General features: G+C 72.3%; 21 protein-coding genes, 1 pseudogene and 1 riboswitch. Of the genes and pseudogenes, 12 read left to right on the top strand and 10 right to left on the bottom strand.

The genetic code is table 11. The features are described from left to right. Positions 1 to 444 precede the first annotated feature (444 nt). Both P3T35_RS01635 and P3T35_RS01640 read left to right on the top strand, forming a co-directional pair. A pseudogene (locus P3T35_RS01635) lies at positions 445 to 555 on the top strand (DNA-binding response regulator); the annotation flags it as partial. Between the two features lie 258 nt (positions 556 to 813). Continuing rightward, a complete protein-coding gene (locus tag P3T35_RS01640; RefSeq protein ID WP_101381026.1) occupies positions 814 to 2,943 on the top strand; it encodes a histidine kinase in 2,130 nt (709 codons plus the stop codon). 30 nt (positions 2,944 to 2,973) lie between these two features. Here the strand turns inward: P3T35_RS01640 and P3T35_RS01645 are convergent, their stop codons facing one another. Further along, on the bottom strand, positions 2,974 to 3,582 hold the full coding sequence (locus tag P3T35_RS01645) for a response regulator transcription factor (protein ID WP_101381027.1): 609 nt from the start codon (positions 3,580 to 3,582) through the stop codon (positions 2,974 to 2,976). Between the two features lie 86 nt (positions 3,583 to 3,668). On the opposite strand from P3T35_RS01645, the gene P3T35_RS01650 reads away from it, so the two are divergent. After that, positions 3,669 to 4,403 carry an ABC transporter ATP-binding protein gene (locus P3T35_RS01650; RefSeq protein WP_101381028.1) on the top strand — a complete coding sequence of 245 codons (735 nt, stop codon included), beginning with the start codon at positions 3,669 to 3,671 and terminating at the stop codon, positions 4,401 to 4,403. Beyond that, positions 4,400 to 6,925: an FtsX-like permease family protein gene (locus P3T35_RS01655; protein WP_101385095.1), complete on the top strand. Its 2,526-nt coding sequence runs from the start codon at positions 4,400 to 4,402 to the stop codon at positions 6,923 to 6,925. The genes P3T35_RS01650 and P3T35_RS01655 overlap by 4 nt, the downstream gene beginning before the upstream one ends. Positions 6,926 to 6,937: 12 nt before the next feature. Here the strand turns inward: P3T35_RS01655 and P3T35_RS01660 are convergent, their stop codons facing one another. Beyond that, positions 6,938 to 7,462 carry a DUF2269 domain-containing protein gene (locus tag P3T35_RS01660; protein ID WP_101381029.1) on the bottom strand — a complete coding sequence of 175 codons (525 nt, stop codon included), beginning with the start codon at positions 7,460 to 7,462 and terminating at the stop codon, positions 6,938 to 6,940. A gap of 228 nt (positions 7,463 to 7,690) precedes the next feature. Here P3T35_RS01660 and P3T35_RS01665 point away from each other — a divergent pair, with 228 nt between their 5' ends. The 4 genes from P3T35_RS01665 (at position 7,691) to P3T35_RS01680 (ending at position 13,891) form a co-directional block, all read left to right on the top strand. Then, positions 7,691 to 8,392, top strand: a complete 702-nt coding sequence (locus P3T35_RS01665; protein WP_101381030.1) for a hypothetical protein — start codon at positions 7,691 to 7,693, stop codon at positions 8,390 to 8,392. Between the two features lie 124 nt (positions 8,393 to 8,516). Beyond that, entirely contained in the window at positions 8,517 to 10,724 is a 2,208-nt protein-coding gene (locus P3T35_RS01670) for a PHD finger domain-containing protein (RefSeq protein ID WP_143676840.1), read from the top strand. Positions 10,725 to 10,757: 33 nt separating this feature from the next. Beyond that, the gene (grpE, locus tag P3T35_RS01675; protein WP_101381032.1) at positions 10,758 to 11,342 is read left to right on the top strand and encodes a nucleotide exchange factor GrpE; all 585 of its coding nucleotides are present in this window, start codon (positions 10,758 to 10,760) and stop codon (positions 11,340 to 11,342) included. A 50-nt stretch (positions 11,343 to 11,392) separates the two neighbouring features. After that, positions 11,393 to 13,891, top strand: coding sequence for an Hsp70 family protein (locus P3T35_RS01680; RefSeq protein ID WP_101381033.1), 2,499 nt, complete (start codon positions 11,393 to 11,395; stop codon positions 13,889 to 13,891). Positions 13,892 to 13,897: 6 nt separating this feature from the next. On the opposite strand, the gene P3T35_RS01685 is transcribed toward P3T35_RS01680, so the two are convergent. Further along, positions 13,898 to 14,683, bottom strand: a complete 786-nt coding sequence (locus P3T35_RS01685; protein WP_101385096.1) for an aminotransferase class IV family protein — start codon at positions 14,681 to 14,683, stop codon at positions 13,898 to 13,900. A gap of 157 nt (positions 14,684 to 14,840) precedes the next feature. Beyond that, positions 14,841 to 15,016, top strand: a riboswitch (M-box (ykoK) riboswitch). A gap of 297 nt (positions 15,017 to 15,313) precedes the next feature. Between P3T35_RS01685 and P3T35_RS01690 the strand changes: the two genes are divergently transcribed. The 3 genes from P3T35_RS01690 to P3T35_RS01700 all read left to right on the top strand — a co-directional run bounded on the left by P3T35_RS01690 (position 15,314) and on the right by P3T35_RS01700 (position 19,203). After that, entirely contained in the window at positions 15,314 to 16,975 is a 1,662-nt protein-coding gene (locus tag P3T35_RS01690) for an NRAMP family divalent metal transporter (RefSeq protein ID WP_180356500.1), read from the top strand. 210 nt (positions 16,976 to 17,185) lie between these two features. Then, entirely contained in the window at positions 17,186 to 18,457 is a 1,272-nt protein-coding gene (aroA, locus tag P3T35_RS01695) for a 3-phosphoshikimate 1-carboxyvinyltransferase (protein WP_101381034.1), read from the top strand. Between the two features lie 194 nt (positions 18,458 to 18,651). Beyond that, complete coding sequence (locus P3T35_RS01700; protein WP_101381035.1) at positions 18,652 to 19,203, top strand: Uma2 family endonuclease; 552 nt, start codon at positions 18,652 to 18,654, stop codon at positions 19,201 to 19,203. Between the two features lie 18 nt (positions 19,204 to 19,221). Here P3T35_RS01700 and P3T35_RS01705 read toward each other — a convergent pair whose 3' ends face one another. The 7 genes from P3T35_RS01705 to P3T35_RS01735 form a co-directional block, all read right to left on the bottom strand. Beyond that, positions 19,222 to 20,079, bottom strand: a complete 858-nt coding sequence (locus tag P3T35_RS01705) for a hypothetical protein (protein ID WP_280703970.1) — start codon at positions 20,077 to 20,079, stop codon at positions 19,222 to 19,224. Positions 20,080 to 20,393: 314 nt separating this feature from the next. Beyond that, positions 20,394 to 21,662, bottom strand: coding sequence for a PQQ-binding-like beta-propeller repeat protein (locus P3T35_RS01710; protein WP_143676841.1), 1,269 nt, complete (start codon positions 21,660 to 21,662; stop codon positions 20,394 to 20,396). Between the two features lie 484 nt (positions 21,663 to 22,146). Then, the gene (locus P3T35_RS01715; RefSeq protein WP_101381038.1) at positions 22,147 to 22,758 is read right to left on the bottom strand and encodes a hypothetical protein; all 612 of its coding nucleotides are present in this window, start codon (positions 22,756 to 22,758) and stop codon (positions 22,147 to 22,149) included. 241 nt (positions 22,759 to 22,999) lie between these two features. Then, entirely contained in the window at positions 23,000 to 23,308 is a 309-nt protein-coding gene (locus P3T35_RS01720) for an antibiotic biosynthesis monooxygenase (RefSeq protein WP_218976697.1), read from the bottom strand. A gap of 170 nt (positions 23,309 to 23,478) precedes the next feature. Then, positions 23,479 to 23,682 carry a hypothetical protein gene (locus P3T35_RS01725; protein WP_180356501.1) on the bottom strand — a complete coding sequence of 68 codons (204 nt, stop codon included), beginning with the start codon at positions 23,680 to 23,682 and terminating at the stop codon, positions 23,479 to 23,481. Between the two features lie 109 nt (positions 23,683 to 23,791). Further along, the gene (locus P3T35_RS01730) at positions 23,792 to 24,049 is read right to left on the bottom strand and encodes a DUF397 domain-containing protein (RefSeq protein ID WP_101381041.1); all 258 of its coding nucleotides are present in this window, start codon (positions 24,047 to 24,049) and stop codon (positions 23,792 to 23,794) included. Beyond that, positions 24,046 to 24,858, bottom strand: coding sequence for a helix-turn-helix transcriptional regulator (locus P3T35_RS01735; protein WP_101385098.1), 813 nt, complete (start codon positions 24,856 to 24,858; stop codon positions 24,046 to 24,048). The genes P3T35_RS01730 and P3T35_RS01735 overlap by 4 nt, the downstream gene beginning before the upstream one ends. A gap of 171 nt (positions 24,859 to 25,029) precedes the next feature. Here P3T35_RS01735 and P3T35_RS01740 point away from each other — a divergent pair, with 171 nt between their 5' ends. Further along, positions 25,030 to 25,485: an ATP-binding protein gene (locus P3T35_RS01740; RefSeq protein ID WP_101381042.1), complete on the top strand. Its 456-nt coding sequence runs from the start codon at positions 25,030 to 25,032 to the stop codon at positions 25,483 to 25,485. Positions 25,486 to 25,569 lie beyond the last annotated feature (84 nt).

The raw sequence follows: 25,569 nt of genomic DNA on the forward strand, positions 1-25,569 counted from the left end.
GAGTACCAGGCTCACCGCACTGGTGACGACGGTGCTGCCCTACCTGCTCGCGTTCGGCGGCATGCTGCCGACCAGCCCGGCCGAGTGGCTGCTCCGGCTCACGCCCGCGGCGGGCTTCGCCGTCCAGCAGAGCCTGCCGCGCTACGACCAGGGCTTACCGTCTACGCGCCGTCCTCGGGCTACTTCCCGCTCCAGCCCTGGGCCGGCCTCGCCATCCCCGGAGCCTGGACGGCGCTCGCCCTCGCGGCGGCGACCGTGCTGCTGCGGCGGAGGGACGCATGAGTGCCCGCGATCTCGCGGCGCTGCGCCGGGCCTGCCGCGCCGAGTGGACCACGCTGCTCCTCGACGGCACGCTGCTGCGACTGCGCCTGAGTCCAGGCTGGGGTGCGGCGGCCCCCCCGATGCTTTACGCGCGCTTTACACACTGTGCCAGAATTCCTGGGTGTGGCTATGAAGTTGCTGATAGCCGATGGCCAGGAGATGGTGCGGCGCGGGATGCGGCGGATCCTGGAGAGCCAGCCGGACATGGAGGCGGTCGGCGAGGCGGCTGACGGCGGGCCCGCACGAGGGCGGTTGGCGGGTCAGCGGGGTGCTGCCGCTGGGCAGCTGAGTCCTCGGCGGCGTGGGTGCAGCGGGTGGGTTGCGGTGATCGTCCCCGGTGTGGGTCGGTGGCGGGCTCTGGGAGGCGGGCCCGCGGTATCGTCCCTGCGCAGGTCGGCGGCGGGCGGGCCACGGTGATCGTCCCCTGCGTGGGGCGCTCGCGGGCGTTCGGGAGGCGGGCCGCAGTGATCGTCTTCGGCGTACGATGCCCGCGTGGAGGGGGAATCCGGCGGGGACGTCGCGCCGCGGCTGGCACGCGCCCTGGTGGTCGCCGTGGCCGCCGCGCTCGCCTCGGCGCACCTGCTCAAGGGGCTGGGACGGATACCGACGGCCCCGGTCACCGGTGGCGCGATAGCGGCGGCCTGCCTGGCCCTGGTGGTGCTGCAGCTCCGGCACACCCGCTCCACCCCGGCGCGGGGTCGCGGGCCGGGCTGGGCGGTAGCGGAGTTGGCGGTCGCCTTCCTCGCGGTCGGCCCGCTGGGCGTCTCGGTCGGCCTGCTCTGCCTGCCCGCCGCCTCGCTGCTGCTGGAGCGCCGCCGGCTGCTGCTGGCCCTGTTCGGCACCGGCGCCGTGCTGGTCGAGGCCCTGCGGTCGGCGAGCATCCGCGACGCCGTCGACCTGCTGCTGACCGTCGCGCTCGGCGGCGTCATGCTGTACGCCGTCACCACTCTGGCCCTGCTGGCGACCCGGGTGCACGCCGCCCGGCTCACCCTCGCGGCGGCCGCGGTCACCGATGAGCGGCTGCGCATCGCGTCCAGCCTGCGCAGTGAGCTGTCCCAGGGCCTGGCGGAGATCCACGGCTTGGCCGTCCGACAGGACCCGTCGGCCCTGGACCGGTTGATCGCGGTGGCGCGCCGGACGCTGGCCGCCGCCCGCGCCACCGCCGCGGAGCTGCGCAGCCTCTCGCTGGCCCCGGAGGCGGCGAGTGCCCGGGCGCTGCTGGCGTCCGCCGGTATCGCGGCCGACATCCGCGTCGGGCACCGCGAGCCGCTCGGACCGGCCGGGACGGTGCTGGCGACGGTGCTGCGCGAGGCGGTCACCGCGGTCGTCCGGGTCGGTGACGCCCGCCGCTGCGAGGTCTCCACCGGCGAGCGGGCCGGGCGGGTGGTGCTGCGGGTGGTCAACGACGGCGTGCCGACGGCTGCCCTCGGTGCGGACGTGCTGGACGATCTGGCGGCCCGGGTCCGCGCGGTCGGCGGCCGGCTGACGGCGGGTCTGGAGCCGGACGGCCGGTTCGCCGTGGAGGCGACGGTCGCGGCCACCCCCGCCCCGGCGGCCGCCGCCGACCCGCCCGAGCTGCGTGGTGCGCTCGGCCTGTACCACTTCCTGCTCGCCGCCTTCTGCGTCAAGGCGCTGATGTTCGTCCCGGCGTCGGATCGCGGCCTCGGCGTGGCGTGCGTGCTGGTGTTCAGCGCCGTCCAGGCCCGCTTCGCGTTCCAGGACGCGGCCCTCCTCCGGTCGCCGGTCGGGGCCCGCCTCGCCCTGCTCGCCTCGGCGGTTCTCGCGCTGCTGCCGCTGCCCTGGTTCGGGCGGAACTGGATCGGCGCGGCCGGCATCCTGGCCGGCTCGCTGCTGATCGTCCTGCCGCTGCGGGCGGGCGCGGCCCTGGCTGCCGCGCTGGCGGTGGCAGCCGGCGTGATCAGCGGCCATGGTGCGGGTGCGGTGCTGCTGGCCGCGGTCAACATGCTGATCACCTGCGTGGTCGTCTACGGGGTGCTGCGCCTGGTCCGGCTGGTGCGGGAGCTCCAGCAGGCGGGGGCCGGGCTGGCCCGCGCCGCCGTCGTCACCGAACGCCTGCGCGCGGCCCGCGACTTGCACGACCTGCTCGGCCACGGTCTGGCCGCGATCCTGCTCAAGGCCGAGCTGGCGCGGCGCCTGGCGGACACGGACACCGGCCGCTGCCGGGCCGAGTTGACGGACATCGTGTCCCTGGCCGAGCGCGGGCAGGCCGAGTTGGGGGCGGTGGCCGGTGACAGTCCCCGGCTGTCCTTCGCCACCGAACTGGCTTCGGCGGCGGCGGTCCTGGAGGCGGCCGCGATCACGGTGGAGCTGGAGGACGCGCCGGTGCCGCCCGAGGCGGGGGCCGTGCTGAGCGTGGTCCTGCGCGAGGCCGTGACCAACATCCTGCGGCACAGCTCGGCCCGCCACGCGCGGATCGCCGCCTCGGTGGCCGGCGACCGGGTGCGCCTGGAGGTGGAGAACGACGGCGCCCCGGACGGCGTGACCGCGCCCGGTTCCGGGATCGGCGGGCTGACGGTCCGCGTCACCGAGGCCGGCGGCACCCTGGCGGCGGGCCCGGACGACGGCTGGTACCTGCTGAGCGCCGAACTGCCACTGAACTGACCAGCCAGACCTGCTACTTGGCGGTGCGACTTACAGCCAGCCCGCATCGCGGGCGATGCGCACCGCGTCCGTCCGGTTCCGGGCGTTCAACTTGCCGACCACCGCGGTCAGTACGTTGCGCACCGTCCCGGTCGACAGGTGCAACCGCGCGGCGATCTCCGGCGGTTCGGCGCCTCCGGCCAGCTCCCGCAGCACGTCGTTCTCCCGTGGGGTCAGCGGGTTGTCCGCCAGGTCCCAGGCAGCGACGGCCAGTGTCGGGTCCAACACCCGCCCACCGGAGGCGACTTGGCGAATCGCCGCGACGAGTTCCGGTGGCGGAACGGTCTTCAGTAGGAACCCGTCGACCTTCGCGTCCAGGGCCTTGCGGAGCAGCCCGGGACGGCCGAGCGAGGTGAGCATCAGAGTCCGGCAGCCCGGCAGCTTCTCCTTCAGGGCCGCTGCCGCCTGCAGGCCGTCCGACCGGCCCGGCATCTCGATGTCGAGGACCGCCACGTCGGGCGTGAAGACCAGCGCCCGCGGCACCACGTCGTCGGCCGAGTCGGCCTGCGCCACGACCTCCAGATCGGGTTCCAGTTCCAGCAGCGCCACCAGCGCGCCCCGCACCACGTGCTGGTCCTCGGCCAGCAGGATTCTGATCACGTCACGACCCTACCCGTGACGATGTCACGGGTGCCGCGTGATGCCGTCCCTGGGCGGGGAGTTCGCAGGTCGGCACGCTTGAGCACATGAGCGAAGCGATCACTTTGGACGCCGTGAGCAAGGTCTACGGCAAGGGGCGGGGCGCGGTCGCCGCGCTGCGGGAGGTGACGGTGCGGTTCCCCAAGGGCGGCTTCACCGCGGTGATGGGGCCGTCCGGTTCGGGCAAGAGCACCTTCCTGCACTGTGCGGCCGGTCTGGACCGGCCGACCTCCGGCACGGTCCGCCTGGGCGACACCGACCTGTCCCGGCTCAGCGAGACGAAACTGACCGAACTGCGCCGGGAACGCGCGGGTTTCGTGTTCCAGTCCTTCAACCTGATCTCCTCGCTGACCGTCGAGCAGAACGTCACGCTGCCGCTGCGCCTGGCCGGGCGGCGTGCCGACGCCGGGCGGCTGGCCGAACTGGTCCGCCGGGTGGGGCTGCAGGACCGCGCCGGGCACCGGCCGGCCCAGTTGTCCGGCGGCCAGCAGCAGCGGGTGGCGATCGCCCGGGCGCTGATCTCCGACCCCGAGGTGGTCTTCGCCGACGAGCCCACCGGCGCGCTGGACACCATGACGGCCCGCGAGGTGCTGACCCTGCTGCGGCAGACCGTCGACGAACTCGGCCAGACCATCGTCATGGTCACCCACGACCCCGTCGCCGCGTCCTACGCCGACGAGGTGCTGTTCCTGGCCGATGGCCGGGTCGTCGACACCATGCTCGGGCCGACCGCCGCCAACGTCGCCGACCGCATGATCCGCCTGGGAGCGTGGAACCGATGATGCTGGGTCTCTCCCTCGCCACCCTCCGGCACCGGATGGCCGCCTTCGTCGGCGCGTTCGTCGCCCTGTTCTGCGCCGCCGCCATGGTCTGCGGCTGCGGAACGCTCCTGGTCACCGGCCTGACCAGCACGGTCCGGCCGGAACGCTACGCGGCCGCGCCGATCGTGGTCTCCGGGGACCGGAACGTCCACGCCATCGAGAAGCAGGGCAACGGCAAGACCAAGGAGAAGACCAAGCCGATCGCCGACCACGCCTGGGTGCCGGCCGACCTCGCCGACCGCATCAAGGCCCTGCCGTCGGTGCGGGCGGTCGCCACCGAGGTGACCTTCCCGGTGCTGCTGCCCGGCGGTCGCAGCAGTGAGTCCTGGGGCCACGGTTGGGAGTCCGCGCCGCTGGCCGGCCTCACCCTTGCCGCCGGGCGGGAGCCGTCCGCCCCGGACGAGGTCGTCGTCGACGCGGCCACCGCCGCCCGGGCCCACCTGTCCCTCGGCGCCACGACGCCCGCGCGCACCGCCTCGGGCACCCTGGCCGTGCGGGTGGTCGGCGTCACCGCCCAGGGGTTCGGGAGCCAGGCGGCGGTGTTCTTCGCCCCCGACCGGGCCCGTCAACTCGCCGGCCATGACGGCCTGGTCAGCGCGATCGGCGTCTTCCCGGCCGGACCGTCGGCCGCCGCCGACGTCCGGGCCCTGCTCGCCGCCGCACCGACGGTCTCCGGCGCACCGACGGGCTCCGGCGCCTCGGCAGCTCCCGGCGCCCCGACGGTCCCCGCCGCCGTGGTCAGCACCGGTGACGACCGGGGGACGGTGGAGTTCACTGACGCCGCCAACGCCCAGGTCCGCCTGATCAGCATGGGCGCCGTGCTGGGCGGCACCTCGCTGCTGGTCGCCCTGCTGGTCGTGGTCGGCACCTTCGGCCTGTCGATCCAGCAGCGGCAGCGGGAGATCGCGGTGCTGCGCGCCGTGGGCGCGACCGGACGGCAGGTCCGCAAGATGATCGGCGGCGAGGCGCTGGTCGTCGGCCTGGTCGCCGGTGCCCTCGGCGCCGTCGCGGGTCTGCCGCTGGGTGGCTGGCTGCACGAGCGGTTCGTGGCCCTGGACGTGATCCCGGCGAACCTGCCCGTCGTCCTGTCGCCGTTCCCGGTGCTCGTCGCGGCGGCCGCCACCCTGCTGTCCGGCTGGGCCGCCGCCCGGATCTCGGCCCGGCGCGCCACCGCCATCAAGCCGGTCGAAGCCCTCGGCGAGGCCGAGCTCAAGCCGGCGCGGCCGAGCTGGGGCCGGATCGGGTTCGGCGTCCTCGCCGCCGCCGGCGCCGGCGTGCTCACCGAGCTGCTCACCGTCCTGCACACCGACGCGGCGTCCACCCCGGTCTGCTTCAACGCCGTCCTGCTGTGGTGCACCGCGCTGGCCCTGCTCGGCCCGGTGGTCGTCAGGGGTGCCACCGCCGTGCTGGGCCTGCCGCTGCGGGTGTCCCGGGTCGGCGGCTACCTCGCCGCCCACAACCTGCGGGCGGGCGCGCACCGGCTCTCCTCGGTGGTCACCCCGCTGACCCTGCTGATCGCGATGGCCTGCACCATCCTGTTCACCGCGACCACCGTCGACCACGCTGCCGGGGCGCAGCGCCAGCGCGGGAACGTCGCCGACTTCGTGGTGGGGCCCCGCGTCCCGGCGACCGCCGCTACGGAGGTCGCCGCCGTCCCCGGGGTCCGGACGGTGACCCGGGTGCTGCACACCACGGTTCGCGACGGCCTGGCCGAGCGCAGCGTGCAGGCGGTCACGCCCGAGCACCTGGCCGACACCCTCGACCTCGGCGTCACCGCCGGCGACCTCGGCCGGCTGGCGGACGGTACTGCGGCGGCCGCCGACGGGCTGGGCTACCGGCTCGGGCAGCACGTGCACCTGACCCTGGCCGACGGCACCCCGGCCGATGTCACGGTCGTCGCCCTCTACAGCCGCGGCCTCGGCTTCGGCGACCTCGTCCTCGCGCACGGACCGGTCGCCGCCCACGTCGACGTGCCGCTGGACGACGAGTTGCTGGTCCGCGGCGACGGCCTCACCCGGCCGGCCCTCGCGGCGGCCCTGCACGCCGATCCCGGCCTCGGGGTGCTCACCAGCGCCGCCGCCGAGGGCTCGCAGACCCAGGTGAGCACCCAGATCGGCTACGTCATGCTCGGCCTGATCGTCGCCTTCGTCGCCATCGCGGTCCTCAACACCCTGGCGATGAGCATCGCCGACCGCCGCAGGGAGTTCACCGCGCTCAAGCTGACCGGTGCCACCCGGCGGCAGATCCGGCGGATGCTCGGCTGGGAGACGGTGACCTCCGTGGCCATCGCCACCGCCTTCGGCCTCGCGGTCGCGTTCGCGGTGCTCACCACCTACGCCGAGGGCATCACCCGCGGCACCGCCGGGATCGCCATGCCCGGCAGCCGGCTCGCCGCGATCCTGGTCGGCACCGTCGTCCTCGCCGCCGTCGGCACCTGGCTCCCCGCCGGCAGCGCCCTGCGCGGCCTGCGCCGCCCGGCCTGACCACCGGCTCGCTCAGCGGCCTCGCGACCGGCCGGAGGGCTTGAGGCCGGAGGGCTTGAGGACGGAGAGGACGACGTTGGTGAGGTACACCGACAGGGCGACGGTCGGGATGATCACCAGGTTGTAGCGGGTGAAGCCGAGGTGCATGTCGGCGATGGTGCCGGCGGGGTGCCGGGCGACCAGCCGGGCCGCCTCGTGCAGTCGGGCGGTGAGCTCGACGATCGAGGCGGCCGCGGCGGCCAGGGTGAGCCAGAACTTGACGGTGACCCAGCGGTACTTGAAGAGGCGCCAGGGCGTGCCGAGGGCGAGGGCCAGCCCGCTCAGCAGGGTGAGCAGGCTGAGCGGGACGATCAGTGCGTCGCCGAGGAGCCGCATCGTCAGATAGGCGCTGCGCAGGGTGGTGGCGCTGGAGGTCAGCAGGCCGGCGGTGCCGAGGGTGAGCAGGCAGAGCATCAGGCCGAGCCAGCTCATCGAGGCGGCGAGGTGGACGATCAGCAGGGTCTTGCGGGCGGCCGGCGAGAGGCGTTTGGTCGCCATGACGCTTGGCCCTCCCTTCAGTTGAGCGGTTCCCGACCCTGGGATCCTCGCCGTCGCGGCCCGGCCGCGTCGTCACCCGGCGGACGGCCGTCGGCGTACTTCCGCGGGAGTACGGCACAAGCCCCCCGGCGGGGGACGCTCGGACGGCGGGCGGTCCGGTGAACTGAGGCCCGCCGAGCCTGGGCCCTCCAGTCGGCGCCGCCCCAACTACGGAGGACGTCAACCGTGTTGACCTCAGTCACGACCCCGCCCCGCCGTACCTCCACCGGGGCGCTCAGCGGCGTCCTGTACGTGCTGTTCTTCGTGGCCAGCCTGGTGATGGGCGGCGTCACCGCGCCGTCCGGCCCGATCGCCACGCCGTACTCCAGTGACCAGGTGGCCCGCACGTTCCTGTCCGCCGACCCGTCCGCGCTGCACCGGTCGCTGCAACTCACCGGCCTGCTCCAGATGTTGTCGGCTCTGGCGCTGCTGGCCTTCGTTCCGGTGCTGGCGGATTTCGTGAGCCGCCACGGGAGTTCGGCGCGGGCGGGCCTGGTCCGCACGGCGGGCGTCGCGTCCGGGGTGCTGCTGGTGGTCTCCTCGGCCGGGGGCTGGATCCTGTCGATGGTCAACTCCCTGGGTGACCTGGCCGTTTCCCGCACCCTGATGGATCTCACCTTCATCACCGGCGCCGCTCCCGCGATCGGCACCCTCGGCCTGGTGCTCTGGCAGGTGTCGCGCACCGCCCTGGCCGCCCGAGCGCTGCCCGCCTGGATTGGCTGGGCCGGGTCGGTGCTGGCCGTGGCGAGCGTGCTGTCGCTGCTCTCCCTGGTCGCCGAACCGGCCACGCTGCTGATCCCGGTCGGCCGCTACCTGGGCTTCGTCTGGTTCCTCGCGGTGAGCCTGCTGCTGTGGCGCCGGGGCGGGACCGATGGCACCGTGTCGCGCTGAGTCCACCTGACCTAACCGCTGTCCGCGAGTCAGTGGAATTACCCTCAGGCGTGACGAACCGTCAGTACCGTGCTCGGCGTCCCTTGCGGCGAGCGGTGCGGGCGAACGAGGGGGTGCGCCAAGGGTGTCGGAGGAGCAGGGGGCAGCCGGGGGTGGCGCCGTGCGGCCGAGCCTGGTGCTCAGTCGGGCCGCCAGGGCGCTGGCGGCGGGGGAGTATGCCCAGGCCGTGGGCCTGCACCGGCAGTTGGACACGATGCGGCCCGGCCTGTCGCCGCAGTTCCTGCCGGCCAGGGCCGCCGCCCGTGGTTTTCTCGCCGCCCGGGCGGGCGACTGGGCGGCGAGCGCCGACTGGTACGCCTTTGTGCTGGACGCGCACGTCGAGGGGTTGCTGCCCGAGCCGCCGGCCGAGCGGCGCTGCCGGGTCCAGGGCTGCCGGCGGGGGCGGGGCTTGGAGCCGATGCTGCGCTGCGGCCAGTGCCATCGGCTCTGCTGCTCCGAGCACGGCGCCGCCCGGCCGGGTGGCCCGCAGCGCTGCGACGACTGCCTGTGGACCGCGCTGAGCAACCTGACCATCGCGGCGGTCGCCCTCGACAGCCCGCAGACGGCCCTGCCGGCGCTCACCGCCTGGTGCGAACAGGGCGACTGGGAGGACGCCGGGCTGCTGCGCGACGTGCTCACCGGCGACCCGGGTGCAGCGGCCCAGCTGCCTGCCGAGTGCCGCGAGTTGGGCCGGGTGGTCCTGCTGCGTCGGGCCGCCGGAGTGAGCGACCGGCGCGACCTGTTGGACCGCTTGTCGCAACTCGGGCAGGTGGACGGCCTGTTGGCCGGACCGGCCCGGGAGCTCCAGGCCCAGGCCGCCCAGCAGGCCACCCGCCGGGGCGATCCGGCCGCCGCCGAGGAGGCCTGGCGCCGGGCCTGGGCAGCGGCGCCGAGCGACCTGGCACTGGTGCACGCCGCAGGGCTCGCGGCCCTGGCGGCCGCGACGGCGGAGCCGGATCCGGACCGCTGCGCGGCCGCGGCCCGGCGCGCGATCGGCTGCCTGGCGGTGACGGTGAACGGCGGAGCCTACTGGAAGGCGCTGGCCGAGAGCACCGGCCGCCCGCTGACGGACGAGGAGCAGGACGAGGTCCGCATCGCGTTCGACGAGCAACTCCGGCTGCGCTTGCGGGTGCTGGACACCCGGCTGGCGCGGCCCGCCCACCAGGGCCTGGAGCTGGCCTGGACGGTGGAGACGGAGGCCGTCCGGCTGCTGATGGAGCTGGCCGTCGAGGCCGTGGGGCCGCCCCTGGAGACCGGCTCGGGCAGCACGCTGCTGGGCGGTCCGATCTTCCTGACGCTCAGTCAACCCTTCGCCGGGGAGCCGCTCGGCGTCCGGCCGGGCGGCCTGGCCGGCGTGCTGGCCCTGCTGCGCGAGCACCTGTCCTGGCCGCCCGGCCGGGAACCGCAGCACAGCCATCCCGTGACGTTCCTCCGCCTCGTCGAAGTGGCCTCGCCGAACGGGCCGTTCCTGCAACTGCTGGCCGAGAAGCGCTTCCAGGAGGCGATCGAGATCGCCGAGGAGGAGCTCGACGCGACGCCCGCGGACCGGCGCGGAGACCTGCGCCGCGAGGAGCTCCGCCATCTGCTGGGCCGGGCGCTGCTCGGCCGCGCCAAGGAGCGATTGGACGAGCAGGATTGGCAGGCCGCCTTCGAGGACTACGAGCGCGCCGCCGACCAAGGAGCCGAACTGAAGCCGCATCAGGCCGACTTGGAGCAGGCCACCTACCAGTGGGGCAAGGAGCTGCGCCGTGGGGACCGCAGCTCCTGGCAGTCCTACGCGGCCGTGCTGAACCGCGCCCTGCGCCTGCTGCCGAGCCGCGGCCTGGCCGAGAACCTGGAGGAGGCGCTCCGCCGCCTGCCCGCCGACTACAAGCTGCCACCGGTGCAGCGCCCCGAGCGCGCGCGGGTCAGCCGCCCGCACGCGGAGCCGGCGCCCGAGGCGGCCGCCCCGAAGGCGGCCCGGCCGCGCACCGAGCAGTTGTCGCCCTACTTGGTGCTGGATGTGCCGCCGTCCGCCGACGGCTCTGCCGTGCAGGCCGCCTACCTGCGGGAGTTGAAGGCGGCCGGCCGGGACGCCGTCCGCAAGAAGCAGGTCGCCGCCGCCCGCAGCGCCCTCAGCAGCCCGCAGCGGCGCCGGATGGCCGACCTGCTGGTCCCGCTGCCCGGCCTCGCCGCCGACGGCGGGTCGCTCGACGAACTGGGCGCCCACTGCGGTCGGTTGGCCGAGCAGCAGGCCGCCGCGCTGCGCCCGCTGCCACCGGCGCTCGCCCAGCTGATCCCGCTCGCCCCGTAGCCGCACCCGACCCCGCCGCCGAAGGACCCGCCAATGACCACCCCGCCACCCGAGCCCGACCTCGACTTCCTCAAGCGCCGCTGCGCCGCACTGGCCACCCGGATGGAGCGTCTGAAGGACGAACACCGCGACGAGAAGAGCAGGTTGCTGTTCAGCCTGATCAGCGTCGACGACGCCCTGCTGCGCACCCAGGCCTGGCTGGTCCGGGTCGACCCGGAGGCCTCGGGGCTGCCGCCGGGCGAGGTGGTCCGCCAACTGCTCGACCAGGTCGACTCGGTGGGCGAGCTGCTGCAGCTGCGGCTGCGGGAGTTCGACGTCCGGCCGCTGCGCCTGCTGGACGGGCATCCGGACGCCGAGGTGGCAGACGTGGTCGAGCTCTGGCCCACCCTGGAGGCGGAGCCGGGCACGGTGCTGGAGGAGCGGCGCCGCGGCTTCCTGCTGGGCGCCGAGATCCTGCGCCGGGCCGAGGTCGTGGTCGCGGTGGAGCCGCCGCCGGGCTCCGGCATCCCCGCACCCCGGGACGGGAAGGAACCCGGGCGGGACGCCCGACGGGCCCGCTCCCACGCCCGGTCCGCCCGCTCCACCGCCCGCCGGGTCCGCCGCCTGCAGCACGGCTGACCAAGCCCCCAACGTCCGCATTTTCCGAACCCACGTGAGGACTTCGTACGGTGTACCGCACCCTCGGAATCGATCTGGGCACCACCAACTCCGTCGCCGCCTGGATGCGCCACGGCAACGCCGAGGTGATCCGCAACCAGGACGGCGAGCTCGCCACCCCGTCCGCCGTCGCGCTCGACAACGACGGCGGCCTGCTGGTCGGGGCGCCGGCGCTGGGCCGGCGCGGCGCCGGCCAGGACGTCATCTGGGCGGTCAAGCGCCTGATGGGACGGCAGTTCGACGATCCCGAGGTGCAGCAGGCGGTGCGGCACCTCGGCGCCGGCGGCTACGCCGTCTCGGGCGCGCCCGACGGCGGGGTGCTGGTCCGGCTCGGCAAGCGCGACTACACGCCGGTGCAGATCTCCGCGATGGTGCTGCGCCGGATCAAGCGCGATGCCGAGGCCCGCACCGGCGAGCGCTTCGACCGCGCCGTGATCACCGTGCCCGCCTACTTCCACGAGCCGCAGATCGCCGCCACCCGGGACGCCGGGCAGCTGGCCGGGTTCCATGTCGCGCGGGTGCTGACCGAGCCCACCGCCGCGGCGCTGGCGCACGGCTACACGGCCGGGACCGAGGACGCCCCGGCCGTGCTGGTCTACGACCTGGGCGGCGGCACCTTCGACGTCTCGGTGCTGACCCTGGTCACCGAGCTCACCGACAACCTGGCGCTCGGCGGCGACCGGCTGCTCGGCGGCGAGGACTTCGACCACCTGCTGGCCGAGCAGTTGGAGGACCGGCTGTGCGACCAGCAGCCGGGCTACGACCCGCTGCCCGGCGACTCCCGGCTGCTGCGGGTGCAGGCCGAGCAGACCAAGATCCGCCTCTCCGGCGTCGACCGCACCGAAGTGCTGCTGCCCTCGCTCGGCAAGACGGCCGTCAACTTCCGTGCCGCGGTGACCCGCGGCGACTTCGAGCAGCTGATCCGGCCGCAGGTCGAGGCGACCGTGGCGGAGGTGCTGACCACCCTGCGCAGCGCCTCGCTGCTGCCCGAGGACATCGACCACGTGCTGCTGGTCGGCGGCTCCAGCTCGGTGCCGCTGGTCCGGGAGCGCCTCGCGGACGTCTTCGGGGCCGAGACGCTGCGCAGCGACGTCGACCCGATGCTCTGCGTGGCCCAGGGCGCCGCCGTGCAGACGGCCCTGCTGGCCGAGTTGGAGTGCCCCGGCTGCCTGGCCAAGTGCCCGCTGACGGCGGACAGCTGCCCGGACTGCGGGGCCGGCCTGGTGGGCCGGCCGACGGTCGACTGCCCCGGCTGCCACCTTCCGGCGGACGTCGCGCTGGGCGCCTGCCCGCTCTGCGCCGCCGCGCTGCCGGATGCCGAAGCCGAGCCGCCCGTCAACGACCGGGTGCCGAACCGCAGTTGCCCGGGCTGCGGGCTGCCGGTGCCGGACGGGACGACGGTCTGCCCGGCCTGCGACACGGTGCTCACCGACGGCGCCGAGCAGGCCGGCCTGCGCTGCGCCGGCTGCGGCGAGGTCAACCCGGCCGGCGCCACCGCCTGCCTGTTCTGCGACGAGCCGTTCCCGGTCGCCGACCCGCAGAACGTCACCGCGCACCCGCTCGGCCTGAAGCTCAAGGACGGCCGCTTCTCGGTGCTGGTCGAGAAGGGCACCCCGTACCCGTTCGAGCCCGTCCTGCGCACCTACAACCTCAACGCCAGCACCGGTGACACTCTGGAACTCGCGTTCTACGAGGGAGAGTTCCGGCATGCCGACCGCAACTCCCCGTTCGGCACGGTGCACTGCCAACTGCCGCAGGGCATCTCCGGCACGCACCGGCTCACCGTCTCGGTGGAGCTGTCCACCGATCGGCTGGTGATCGTGCGCGCCAGCATGGAGGGCGAGGAGTTCGTGGTGCAGCAGTTCCGCCGCAGCGTGGTGCCGCCGCGGATCCGGGAGCGGGCGGCGGAGGTGCGGCGGGATCTGGCGCACTATGTGCAGCGCTGGCACCGCGAGCTCACCGAGGCCGAAATGGACGTGCACCAGGGGGCGTTGAGCACGCTCGACCGGATCATCGAGGGCGAGGGCATCGACGACTCGCTGGACTCGCTGCTCGACGAGACCGATGAGCGCCGCCGCCGGCAGACCTTCATCCGCAACCAGGACGCGGACGCCTACCTGTTCCGGCAGCACCTCGGCTCGCTGCTGCCCGCCGCCACCGACGCCGAGCTGTCCCGGGTGCGCGACGAGCTGCGCCGGGCCCGCGACGTCGCCGACTTCATCCGCGCCTACCGGATCGCCGAGCAGATCCGCGAGCTGGTCGCCGGGCTCGGCCCCGACATGCGCCGGGTGATGCTGAGCTGCGCCTTCGCCAATGAGGAGCGGCTGCAGCCCAAGCTGCGCCGCGACATCGAGACCGCCAAGCGGGAGTTGGAGACCGCCCACGCCAACGGCGACACCCGGCGCAAGGAGGCGGCCTTCGACAGCTTCCTGCGCTTCCAGAGCGAGGTGGACGACCAGCTGTCCGCCGGCCAGGACCGCAAGCCCCGGATCGTCCGTCCGGAGGACTGAGCCCCGTCAGACCTCTTCGCCCGCCGGCCGCCAGTAGGCCCCGCGCAGCCGGTCGAGCACCGGGTGCGCGGGCGGGAACCGGTGGCCGTCGACGGCGGTGATCGGGCGCACCCCGATCGCGGTGTTGCAGGCGAACGCGGCGTCGTACCCGCCCAGTTCGTCGTGGCGCACCGGCTCGGTGCGGTGGTCGGGGTGGAGCGCGGTGAGCAGCCGCATGGTGACGCCCGCCAGCACCTCGGCGCGCGGCCAGACCAGCCGCTCGCCGCGCACCAGCCCGAGGTTCCAGGTGGCGCCCTCGCCGACCAGCCCGTCCGGGTCGGTGAAGAGCACGTCGTCCCACCCGTGCAGCTGGGCGTCCCGGCGCAGCCGCAGCGAGTCGTAGAGGCCGACGTGCTTGATCGCCGGGTCCGCCCGCCGGTGCACGGCCGAGCAGACCCGCAGCGGCGCCAGTCCGCCCGGGTCGCCGGCTGCTCGGGTGCTGACCAGGATCCGCGGATCGCGGGCGTCGGCCGGCCGCCCGAGGTCGAACCCGGGGTCGTAGACGGTCACCCTGGCGATCATCGGCGCCGCCTCGGCGGCCAGCGCCTGGCGCAGGTAGCCGCGCACCAGGCCGGTGTCCAGCTCGACCCCGAACAGGGCCCGGCAGTCCGCCGTGAGCCGCGCCAGGTGCAGCCCGAGCCCTCGCACCGTGCGGCCGTCGTCGGTGCGCATCGTGGTGAAGTGCCCGTAGGGCGTCAGGGCCAGCGGAGCCAGCCGGTCGGCGGTCACCGGCTGCCCGTCGAGGATCATCATGCGCGCCAGCATGGCAGCGGCGGCGGGCTCCCGGCGGGACGCCCCCACCCGAAGAGCGTTCCGCGTCACACGTCAAAGTTTGGTAAATATGGCAAGCGTCTGTTCGGCCGGGGGCTAAGCTTGTAGAGGTTTGCGACGGGTCGCAGACTGGAATTCGAAGGCACCTCGTTCGGTGAGGCGTCTTCACGGACACAGGCCACTGATCCCAACCGTCGAGAGACGCTCCGGATCAGGACAGATCTTCCCGACCTAAGGGTTGATCCCAAGTGGCTTCTGGCGAATGCGCCGGATCACGCCGTGAAGTGCCAAAGCTCTGACGAGTTGGGGTGTGCCGGCCTGCCTCGGGCGGGTTGGTCCGCTCCTTGCCGTGTCGTTCTGCGCGACGGATGGTCCGCGCGCACCGGCCGGGAGGAGGCGAGAGACATGGACTGCAGTAGTCCGGGCCACAGTTGCCCCTATTCCCGCCTGTCCTCGTACTCCATCGGCACGCGGTAACCACCTTCTCTGCGCGTTCATCTGATGTGGCGTCAGCCCTGTGCTGCCTGCTGCCCGGATAGTGCCCTCGCAGGGCGGATAGCTGCTGCGTGCCCCCGAACTCCCCCTGATCCGGGGGGCTGAGGGAGGTTCGTCATGACCGACACCATCACCACCTCGCGCGACACCATGGCGCCCGTCGCGGCGCACACTGCGGCCGTGCTGGACGACGCCCACATCGGCGACATCCAGGGCGCGTTCGGCACCATCAAGCTGGACGACACCGCCCCGCGCCAGGGCCTGTCCGCCAAGCTGAAGACCTTGCTGGCCATCGTCGGCCCCGGCCTGATCGTGATGGTCGGCGACAACGACGCCGGCGCCTTCTCCACCTACGGCCAGGCCGGCCAGAACTACGGCACCCACCTGCTGTGGACGCTGCTGCTGCTGGTCCCCGTCCTCTACGTCAACCAGGAGATGGTGCTGCGCCTGGGCGCGGTCACCGGTGTCGGCCACGCGCGGCTGATCCTGGAGCGGTTCGGCAAGTTCTGGGGCGCGTTCAGCGTCATCGACCTCTTCCTGCTGAACGCGCTGACCCTGGTCACCGAGTTCATCGGCGTCACCCTGGCGGCCGGCTACCTCGGGCTGCCGAAGGTCCTGTCGGTGATCCTGGCGGCGGCGATCATCATCGCCTCGGCGTTCACCGGCTCGTTCCGCCGGTTCGAGCGGGTGGCCATCTCGCTCTGCGTCGGCTCGCTGCTGCTGGTGCCGATCTACTTCATGGTGCACCCGAAGACCTCGCAGATGGCGCACGACTTCGTGGTGCCCAACATGCCGGGCGGCAGCGGCCAGTTGGCCACCGTGATGCTGCTGATCATCTCCATCGTCGGCACCACCGTCGCCCCGTGGCAGCTGTTCTTCCAGCAGAGCTACGTCATCGACAAGCGCATCACCCCGCGCTTCATGAAGTACGAGAAGATCGACCTGTGGATCGGCATCGTGATCGTCGTGGTCGGTGCCGCCGCCATGATGGGCCTGACCGCCGCCGCCTTCGCGGGCACCGATGGATTCGGCCAGTTCAGCGACGCGGCGGGCGTGGCCAAGGGCCTGGAGGCCCACGCGGGCAAGCTGGTCGGCGTGCTGTTCGCGATCGCCCTGCTGGACGCCTCGATCATCGGCGCCTTCGCGGTCTCGCTCTCCACCGCCTACGCGATCGGTGACGTCTTCGGCATCAAGCACTCGCTGCACCGCGGCGTCGGCGGCGCCAAGGGCTTCTACGCGGTCTACGCCGGCCTGGTCCTCGCGGCCGCCGCGATCGTGCTGGTGTCCAGCGACCACACGCTGGGCCTGCTCACCCAGGGCGTCCAGGTGCTCGCCGGTGTGCTGCTGCCGTCCGCCTCGGTCTTCCTGCTGCTGCTCTGCAACGACAAGGAGGCCCTCGGCCCCTGGGTCAACGGCCCGAAGACCAACGCCTTCACCTCGGCGGTGGTCGGCGTCCTGGTCACCCTGTCGATCATCCTGACCGCCTCGGTGCTGTTCCCGAACATCTCCTCCGGCGCGATCCTCGACATCATGGCCGGCTGCGGCGTGGTGGGCGTGCTGGTCGCGGGCTACTCCTTCACCCGCCGGCGCACCGCCACCAAGGAGGACCCCATCGACCGCACCGGCCGCGAGAACTGGCGGATGCCCCCGCTGGAGACCCTGGCCATGCCGGTCATGTCCCGCACCCGCAAGATCGGCATGGGCGCCCTGCGCGGCTACCTGCTGATCGCGATGATCCTGGTCGTCGTCAAGCTGGTCCAGGTCGCACTGGGTCACTGACACCCGCGGCTCACTTCTGACGGCGCCCACCCCGGCGATGGGGTGGGCGCCGTCATTCGGTTGTGGCGCCGTCATCCGGTTGTACGGTGACGAGCCCTCAGGCGTGCGGGTCCACGATCCGGATATTCCGCTCGGTGTGATGTGAACACCCGTTAGCGTGGCGGGCCCGGTCACCTGTTCGAGGAGCCCGATGACGGCAAGGAGCCTGCCATGAGTACCTCTACCGAACCCGCGCTCGCCCGGATACCCGGGTCGAAGAGCATCACCAACCGGGCGCTGCTGCTGGCCGCGGCAGCCGACGGGCCGAGCCTGCTGAAGGCGCCGCTGGTCAGCGATGACACGGTGGCGTTCCGGGACGGGCTGGCCGCGTTGGGGGTGGAGATCACCGAGCAGGCCGGCGCGGACGGGGTGGACTGGCTGGTCCACGGGATCGGGCGCGGGCCGCGCGGGCGGGCGAGCGTGTGGTGCGCGGACGCGGGGACGGCGGCCCGGTTCCTGCCGGTCTTCGCGGCCACGGGGGCGGGGGAGTTCGCGTTCGACGCCTCGGAGCAGCTGCGGGCCCGGCCGCTGCGCCCGCTGATCGAGGCGATCGAGGCGCTGGGCGCCCAGGTGCTGCCGGGGGAGGGCGCGGCCGAGGGGAGCGGGCTGCCGCTGCGGGTGCGCACCGCCGGGCTGCGCGGCGGCGAGCTGGTGGTGGACTCCAGCACCAGCAGCCAGTACCTGACCGGGATCCTGCTCTCCGCGCCGCTGATGGGCCGTCCACTGACGGTCCGGGCACCCGGGCTGGTCTCCCGGCCCTACCTCGACATCACACTGGCCCTGATGCGCCACTTCGGCGGCGACCCGGCGGTCGGGCCGGACGGCCGGATCCGGGTGGGCACCGGTGGCTACCGGGCCCGCGACCTGCGGATCGAGCCCGACGCCTCGACGGCCTCCTACGTCTTCGCCGCGGCGGCGGTGACCAACCGCTCGGTCACCGTTCCCGGCCTCGGATCCGGCAGCCTGCAAGGCGACCTGCGGTTCGCCGAGGTGCTCCGGCTCACCGGCGCCCAGGTGGCGATCGGCCCGGACGCCACCACGGTGACCGGAACCGGAATGGGGACATTGCGTGGAGGATTTGAAGTCGACATGGGGGACATCTCCGATACCTTCATGACCCTGGCCGCGATCGCCCCGCTCGCCGACGCCCCGATCACCATCCGCGGCATCGGCCACGCCCGCCTCAAGGAGTCCGACCGGATCGCCGCAATGGCCACCAACCTGCGCGCACTCGGCGCCGAGGTGGCCGACGGCCCCGACTGGATCACCATCACCCCCGGCCCGCTGCGCCCCGCCGAGATCGCCTGCCACCGCGACCACCGGATCGCCATGTCCTTCTCGGTGCTCGGCCTGCGCACCCCGGGCATCACGCTGGACGACCCGGCCTGCGTCAGCAAGACCTTCCCGCAGTTCCACCAGGAGTTCGCGCGGCTCTTCGGCTGAGTCGTTGTCAGTTGAAGTACGTGAGGTCGGCCCGCGATGCCTTTCGACCCTGCCCCGCATCGGTGAAGGGTGGGCGCCGTCGCCCGTTCGGGGGGCGGCCAGTGGATCCGGCTGTGGCCGTTGGCGGGCGGCCGTACGGTGCGGATGACGCCCGGTCGGGAGGAGACACCATGGCCGCTGAGCACCGACCACAGATGTCAACCGAGGCATTCGAGGCCATCGCCGCCGCCGCGCTGCGCGAGGAGGTGGATCTGGAGTTCCTCGATGGGCAGTTGACCGTCAGAAGGCCCGTGGATGGCGATCACAGCGAGATCATGCGCTGCGTCGCCAAGCAGTGCATCCAGCGGCTCCCGGGGCTCTGGCCGTATCCGAGACCCGGCCTGCGCGTGGAGCTGTACCGGACCGGCCGTGCCCGGCCCGACTGCGTGCTCGCCCCTGACGAGAGCTTCGCCGGCCAGGGCGAGTGGGCCGACCCCGCCCCGGTGCTGATGGCCGTCGAGGTCACCTCCTACGACTCCGACACGGATGCCCGAGACCGGCGGGACAAGGTGCGTGCCTACGCCGAGACCGACATCCCGGTCTACCTGCTGATCGACCGGGACAGTTGCGAGGCGCTGGTGTACAGCGACCCGGTGGACGGCACCTACCGTTCCCTGGTCCGCCGCCCGTTCGGCGACGAGGTCGAGCTCCCAGCCCCGGTGGGCATGGTGCTGGACACCGAGCGGATGAAGAACTGGGTGCGGTGAGAACCCGCCTCGCGCCTCTCAGGGTCCCCCGCCGCGCTGCCGCCCGGTTCGTTCTCGCCCGCCGCGTTCTCGAGCGGTGCGTTCTCGAGCGGTGCGGGCCACTGCTCGGACCTCGGCGATCAGGCGGGCGCGGACTCCGGGCGGCTCGGCGACCGCTTTCGGGGTGCTGAGGCAGCGCGGGCAGAGCGCACTGGAGTGAGGCACCGGCGCGCGGCAGCCCGCGCACCTCGGGATGGTGGCCGGGGCTGCCGGAGGCTCGGGCGGGATCTTGTCGACCAGGCGCTTCCGGACGAACGGGCCCGGTGCGGAGACGCTGTGCGGCAGGTCGTTGGTCAGCACGTGCAGGAACTGCTCCAGCGAAACGCGCCGGGCGAACCACTCGGCGGCGAGTGGTTCCAGCGCCTCGCAGTCCTTGGCGGAGAGCATCAGCTTGGCGTTGGCGTTGCCCAGTTCGGCCAGTGCGCGGTAGGCCTCCGAGCGTGGCGGCGGCCCGGGCTCGGGGGGCGTGGTGCCGCCGGTGCGGCGACTGTTCACCAGGCTCTTCCACCAGGATTCGGTGCGCGGAGTGCGGGAGAAGAAGGTGCGCCGCACCCACCGGGTAACCCCATCGCCGACCTTCTCAAGCTCACGCCACAGGTGCCCGGCCTCGCACAGCGCCGTCAGCGCCTTGCGCACCGCCTGCTGCCCGTAACGGGGTTGCTCGCGGGCCAGCGTCTTGATGTCGATCGCCGCGCCCTCGGGCAGCCGGTCGATGAACTGTGCGAGATAGGCCTCGCGCTCGGGCAGGTGCGCGAAGTCGCTTGCACTTCTGGGGGATTGGGACGGCGCGGTGCGCTTCCCGAAGCCGGGCGCGGCGCTAGGGTACGTGGTAGCCACAGATCGGAGCCTGTTCAGCTAGACGATCATGTCGGTCAGACCCTCGTCAGGCGTTGTGAGCGCCGACGGGGGTCGTCTTTTTGTCGCTTCTGCCGCGAACCGTACACGCCGAAGCACCCCGTAGCCAATTGCTGACGATAAGTCATATTCACTGCTCAGGGCGGAGTTTGGCGCAAAGGGGTGGGTGGGTGGGGGAGAGCCACCCGCCGTTCGTCAGTAGGGAGCGCTCGGCGCCCGAAGCTCAACGCTCGGGTGGCGAACGGCGAGCATTCGAGCACTGTCCACAGCCCTGTGGACAGACCGGGTGGCGGCATTCACGCCCGGCAGGTGTCCCCGTTCTCGCCGTCGATCAGGAGCAGCTGGTCCTGATCGTCGACCCGGGTCAGCACCAGCAGGTGTTCGCCGGACGGGACAACATCGCGATAGGGAAAGGTCTTTGACCAGAGCACCCGGCCGTCCCGGTAGGCGAGCAGCTCGTCGTGCTTGTGGTAGACGACCGCCAGGTAGAGCCTGTCGGGTCCCGCGAGCATGTCGACGAAGGCGCCGCGCTTCACCGGCCGACCGCGCAGCGGACGCAGCAGCGCGAAGGCGCGGTCGGCGCGGGCGGTGTGCACGCGCTGCCCGCTGAAGCCCAGCAGGCGGCGCCACTTGGCGAAGTCGTGCCGGGACTGGACCACGGCGTAGACCCGCCCGTCCAGCTCGATGAGGCCGGTGTCGCTGGTGGCGCCGTTGGAGAACGGACGGCGAAGCAGGAACCTCGCCGGTCGCGCGGTTCCGAGGGCGGGTGCCCGTTTCAGTAGCCGGTGCCGCTGCTTGAACCAGAGGGCCGTACCGTCACCATGCGCGTTGACCGTGGACCAGCCGAGTCGGTGCTGTCTCGTGTGCAGCCGCTCGCCGGTGCCCGGGGCGAACACCACCCATTCGTCGTAGGCGATCCTGGCCAGCACTTCCCGCCCGGTGCACCGCAGTTCGCGGTGGAAGGTGTTCGCCCCGTCGCGCCACAGCTCGACGCCGGTGTGCACCTGGAAGGCGAACAGCCCGCCCTCGTCGACCACCGGCACGGAGACGATCACCCGCTCGCCCACCAGCACCGGAGCCCCGAGCTTCGAGAACTCGTGGCGCCACCGCACGCTGCCGTCGTCGAGGTTGAGCGCGGTGAGGTGCTGGGGAGCGGAGTCGCGGCTCTGCCAGAGCAGCACGGTGTTCGTCGGCCCGTCCACCAGGAACCCGGAGAGGAGTTCGGCGTCCCGTACCCAGGCCCGGCTGCCGTCGGTCAGGTCCAGCGCGGTGAGGCTGACCGGGCCGCCCTGGTATCGGTCGGGCTCGTCGCCGGCGATCACCAGTCGGCTCCCGGCGGGGCGCAGCACCGGGCGGACGCGCTCGCCCAGGGGTATGCGGTCCACGGCCCGCCACCGCACCTGCCCGGTGGCGGCGTCCAGCGCGGTCGGCTGCCCGTCGACCAGCAGCAGCACCGCGTCCCCGGTGACCACCGGCGAGCGGAGGCTCCAGGCGGGCGCGGTCAGCGTCCAGAGCCCGCTGACCGGGTCGCGGCGGGTACGGACGGGTACGGCGTCGGCGATCACGCGCCACTCCCCGTCGGCCAGGCGGCAGTTGGCAGCTGCGGAGCAGCAGGCATGACGGTTCCCCCAGGTTCTGACGGCCCACCCGCCGGGCCGTCAGAAGGTGAGGCTACTCCTCCGGTTTCGGGAGAGCTTCGGCAAGATCGCGAAGGCGGATGATGTCGTCCGCCCGTGATCTCTAGTCCGGCCGGCTACTGACGCCTCGACTCGAACGGGCGCAGCAGCTCCGACAGTCCCACCGACAGGTCGACCCGTTGGAGGGTGCTGTCCCAGTCGGTGGTCCATACGACCGGAACCGCTGACCCTGAGGAACGCGGTGCGCGAGATCGGGGAGGAAGGGGATATGCGGACGGAGCACAACGACCCCGATATCCAGCTCCAGGCGAGCGTGGTCGACCAGAAGATCGCTATGGCGCAGCAGCAGGTTGTGAAGTTCGAGCAGTGGGCCCGCCCGCAGTTCTGGCCGCCGACTTCTGCTGACGGGACATCAGTCGATCTTCCAGACCACCTCTGGGGTGGTGGCGGCTTGGTCACCTGTGAAGCTCAGGAAGGCTGGCTTGGCGTCCCGTGGGAGCAGGTAGACCTGGCAGGTGGTGACGGAGGCGCCCGGCTTCAGGGACAGGGCGGCGTAGGAGGCCTCCTGGCAGGGTGCGAACGCGGTGCCCCAGGTCGCGAGGTGGTCGTAGGTGTGCTGCGGGTCACTGTCCAGGAAGAGCTTGCGGGCGTAGTCGTCCATGTTCACGGAGTGGTTCAGCGCGGTGTAGGTGGTGGTCACGTAGTACGCCATCTCGCTGGTCATCACGGGGAGTCCGAGCCTGGCCACGGCCGCCGGGTCGCCCTTGACCACCGAGACCGGGCTGATGCTCAGCTGGCTACCGTCCTTGCTGGGTTCCTGATGGACGGTCGTGGTGGCCTTCGCCTTCCAGGTGAGCGGGTCGGCGAAGGTGCCCTTGGGGCCCGAAGGGCTGCTGCCGGGCGTGGGCTTGGAGGCGCTGGGCGAGGGAGCGTCGGCGTGGGTATCGCCTGGGCCGCAGGCGGTGAGCAGCGCGGTCGCCAGCCCCAACGGGACGGTCGCGCGCAGCAGTCGGTGGATCGGCATGGACACCCCCCTGATCGCACAGAGCGCGCCCCCTGCGCGACTCACGGTAAGCATTCTAACCACCTGTCAGATGGTCTACGAGGGAGGCAGACGCTCCCGCGCCCCGGACCCAGGGCCGCGCGGTCTGAGTGCTCGGTGAACTCGCCGTCGCTGGCCGGGTGGTGTCAGGTGGCGTGTCGCACGGTCAGGTGCGTGCCGTCGAAGTGGGGTTCGACCTTGCAGCGGCACAGTGCTCGGCAGGTCATGGATTGCCTCGGCCGTGCACATGGACGGCGTGGCCGTAAGAGCCCTCAGGCTGCTGGGCCAGGAGCGGAAGCACCCGGCGAGTCACCGCGGCGACCGGCTCGGAACGGGTGACCGTGTCGTGTGCTTCCTTGTCGATCCACAGCTGTGTCAGCCAAACCGTGTCCGGCTCGTCAAAGGCTGTGTTGATGCTGTAGGCAAGCAGGCCACTGTCCTCGCCGCCGACGCGGAATCCATCAAGGAGCAAGGCGATCAGATCGTCACGCCGACCAGGCAGTGCGGTCATTCGTCCGTAGACACTGAACATGTGCCCACTGGACACGCGCGTTCCCCCTCGCCCGACCGCTCCGCGTGCCAGCCTACCCGTCCGCGGGCTCCGCAACGGCGAAGTGCCGGGCAAATACCTGTGGATCAAGATTTCAAGCGGCAACGTCATTCACCAGAAGCCCTGACCGGCCGAGCCGGGCAGATGCGGGGTCAACGCCGGCGGCGCCTGGGGAACAGCGTGCTGAGCGTCGCGAACACCAGCGCTCCGAACAGCAGCCCGCCCCACGGTAGGACGCTGACCGGCTGATGCGTCACCATCGTGCACGCGAGGATGGCGAGGCTGCCGTTCACCACGAAGAACATGAGGTTGCGGAGCAAACGCCACCAGCTGGGGCGGTCTATCTCTCGGATCACAGCGGGCATTGTGCACCTTCCGGCAGTCCGCTACCAGTAGGCGGGTGGGGCTGATCGCTGCGGTGACCTGGCGAAACGGACCGGTCACAGCGCCAGATGGCCGGGTGCGCTACGCCGCTGCGGCGCGGAGCTCGGGTGCGGAGGCGGCGAACGCGGCCCAGGCGGTGGGGGAGAAGGCGAGTTGCGGGCCGGTCTTGTCCTTGGAGTCGCGGACGTGGACGCTGGCGGGGTGGGCGGCGATTTCGACGCAGGCGAACTCGTTGTCGTTGCAGTGGCTGGACGGGCGCCAGTCGAGGGCAACTTCGACGCATTCGCCTCCGTTGCTGGCGCTGTAGCTTGACTTGAACCATGTCAGTTCGGTGCTCACAGTGCCTCCGCCAACCTGCCGATGAACCGAGCGGACTCCTCAACTCCGAGGGCCTGCATCCGGATCATCCCATGGCGCTGGGTGAGGACGCTCAGCCTGTCGGCGTCGGCATACAGCATCCCGCTCTCCTGCCCCTCTACAAATGCGTAATTGTGGTGCTCGGGGGTTTCGAGTAGGACAAACGGGCCGGTCAGTGCCGAAGTGGCACCGCGATCGACCGGCAGCACCTGGATGCTGACGTTCCGCAGCCTGCTGACCTCCAATAGATGGTGGAACTGATGCTTCATCACCGCACGCCCGCCGACCAAGGTGTGAAGCGCGGCCTCGTAGATGACGAACCCGAAGAGTGCGGGCGGGTTGCGGGTCAGCTTCTCTTGGCGGTCGATTCGAGCCGCCACGCGCTCATCCACCGTGTCATCGCCGAGTGGTGGGCAGTGATCCGACATCAGCGCTTTTGCATAGGCCGGCGTTTGCAGCAGGCCAGGGATCAGCAGCGCTGCATACGAGTGAAGGGCAGTCGCCTCATCCTCGACTGCCATGTACTCCTTGACGTTACTCGGAAACTTCTCCGGCTTCAGGAACCCCGTAGCCGCCAGCAGCATCCCCCGCGCATCGCACAGGGTTTCGCCCGCGTTCAGCAACGTATAGGTCGGCCGCCGTCGACCCAGCTCCATGGACTTCACGGTCTCCAGGTCGTAGTTCGACTCTTCAGCCAACTGCTCCCTGCTGACCCCGCTGCGCTCGCGCCACAGCTTCACCTGGTTCCCGCAGTACCGCCATGCCATCGGACGCTCAGCGTTCGCACCCATCACAGCACCCCCAGAAGACTCGGCGGGTACGCCACAGGTACACGCACGATCTGGCCCCAGCTTGCCACTCCCGAAGGCTATGGCCGGTCCTTCACCGTAGGAGCTGCAATAGCCGGATTGCGTCTGAATGAGTGACACTCCGGTCCTCCCACGCGTGCCCCAAGGACCCTGATGCCCAATCAGCCCTTCACCACCACCATCTCCTCCTCCCCCCGCGCCCCGCGCAGCGTCGGCCGTGCCCGGCACGCCTTCCGTGCCGACGCCGACGCCTGGGGCATCCCCGAGGACACCGCCGACACGGCGGAGCTGCTCCTCTCCGAACTCCTCACCAACGCCTGCCGCTACGCCAAGTACCCGCCGGGCCGCGACATCTCCGCCACCTGGACCCTCACCCCCACCGCCGGCCTGCTCCGCATCGAGGTGTCCGACGCCAACCGCCGCCTCCCCAAGCCCCGCCAGGCCACTGCCGACGACGAGGCCGGCCGCGGCCTGGAGCTCCTCACCGCACTCGCCACCACCTGGGGCACGGACGTCCGCCCGTTCGGAATCGGCAAAACGGTCTGGGTCGAGCTCAAGCTGCCGACTGAGCTGGCAGCCACTACCGGGCCAGGTAGGTCTTCAGACTGACGGCCCGTCCGGCGCCCTTCGCACGGATCTCGGCCGCCACCGCCTTGTCCATCGGAACGACCACCCGGTCCCCGGCCGACAAGC

The organism is Kitasatospora sp. GP30, from assembly GCF_029892145.1.
In the GTDB taxonomy this organism is placed as follows: Bacteria; Actinomycetota; Actinomycetes; order Streptomycetales; family Streptomycetaceae; genus Kitasatospora; species Kitasatospora acidiphila.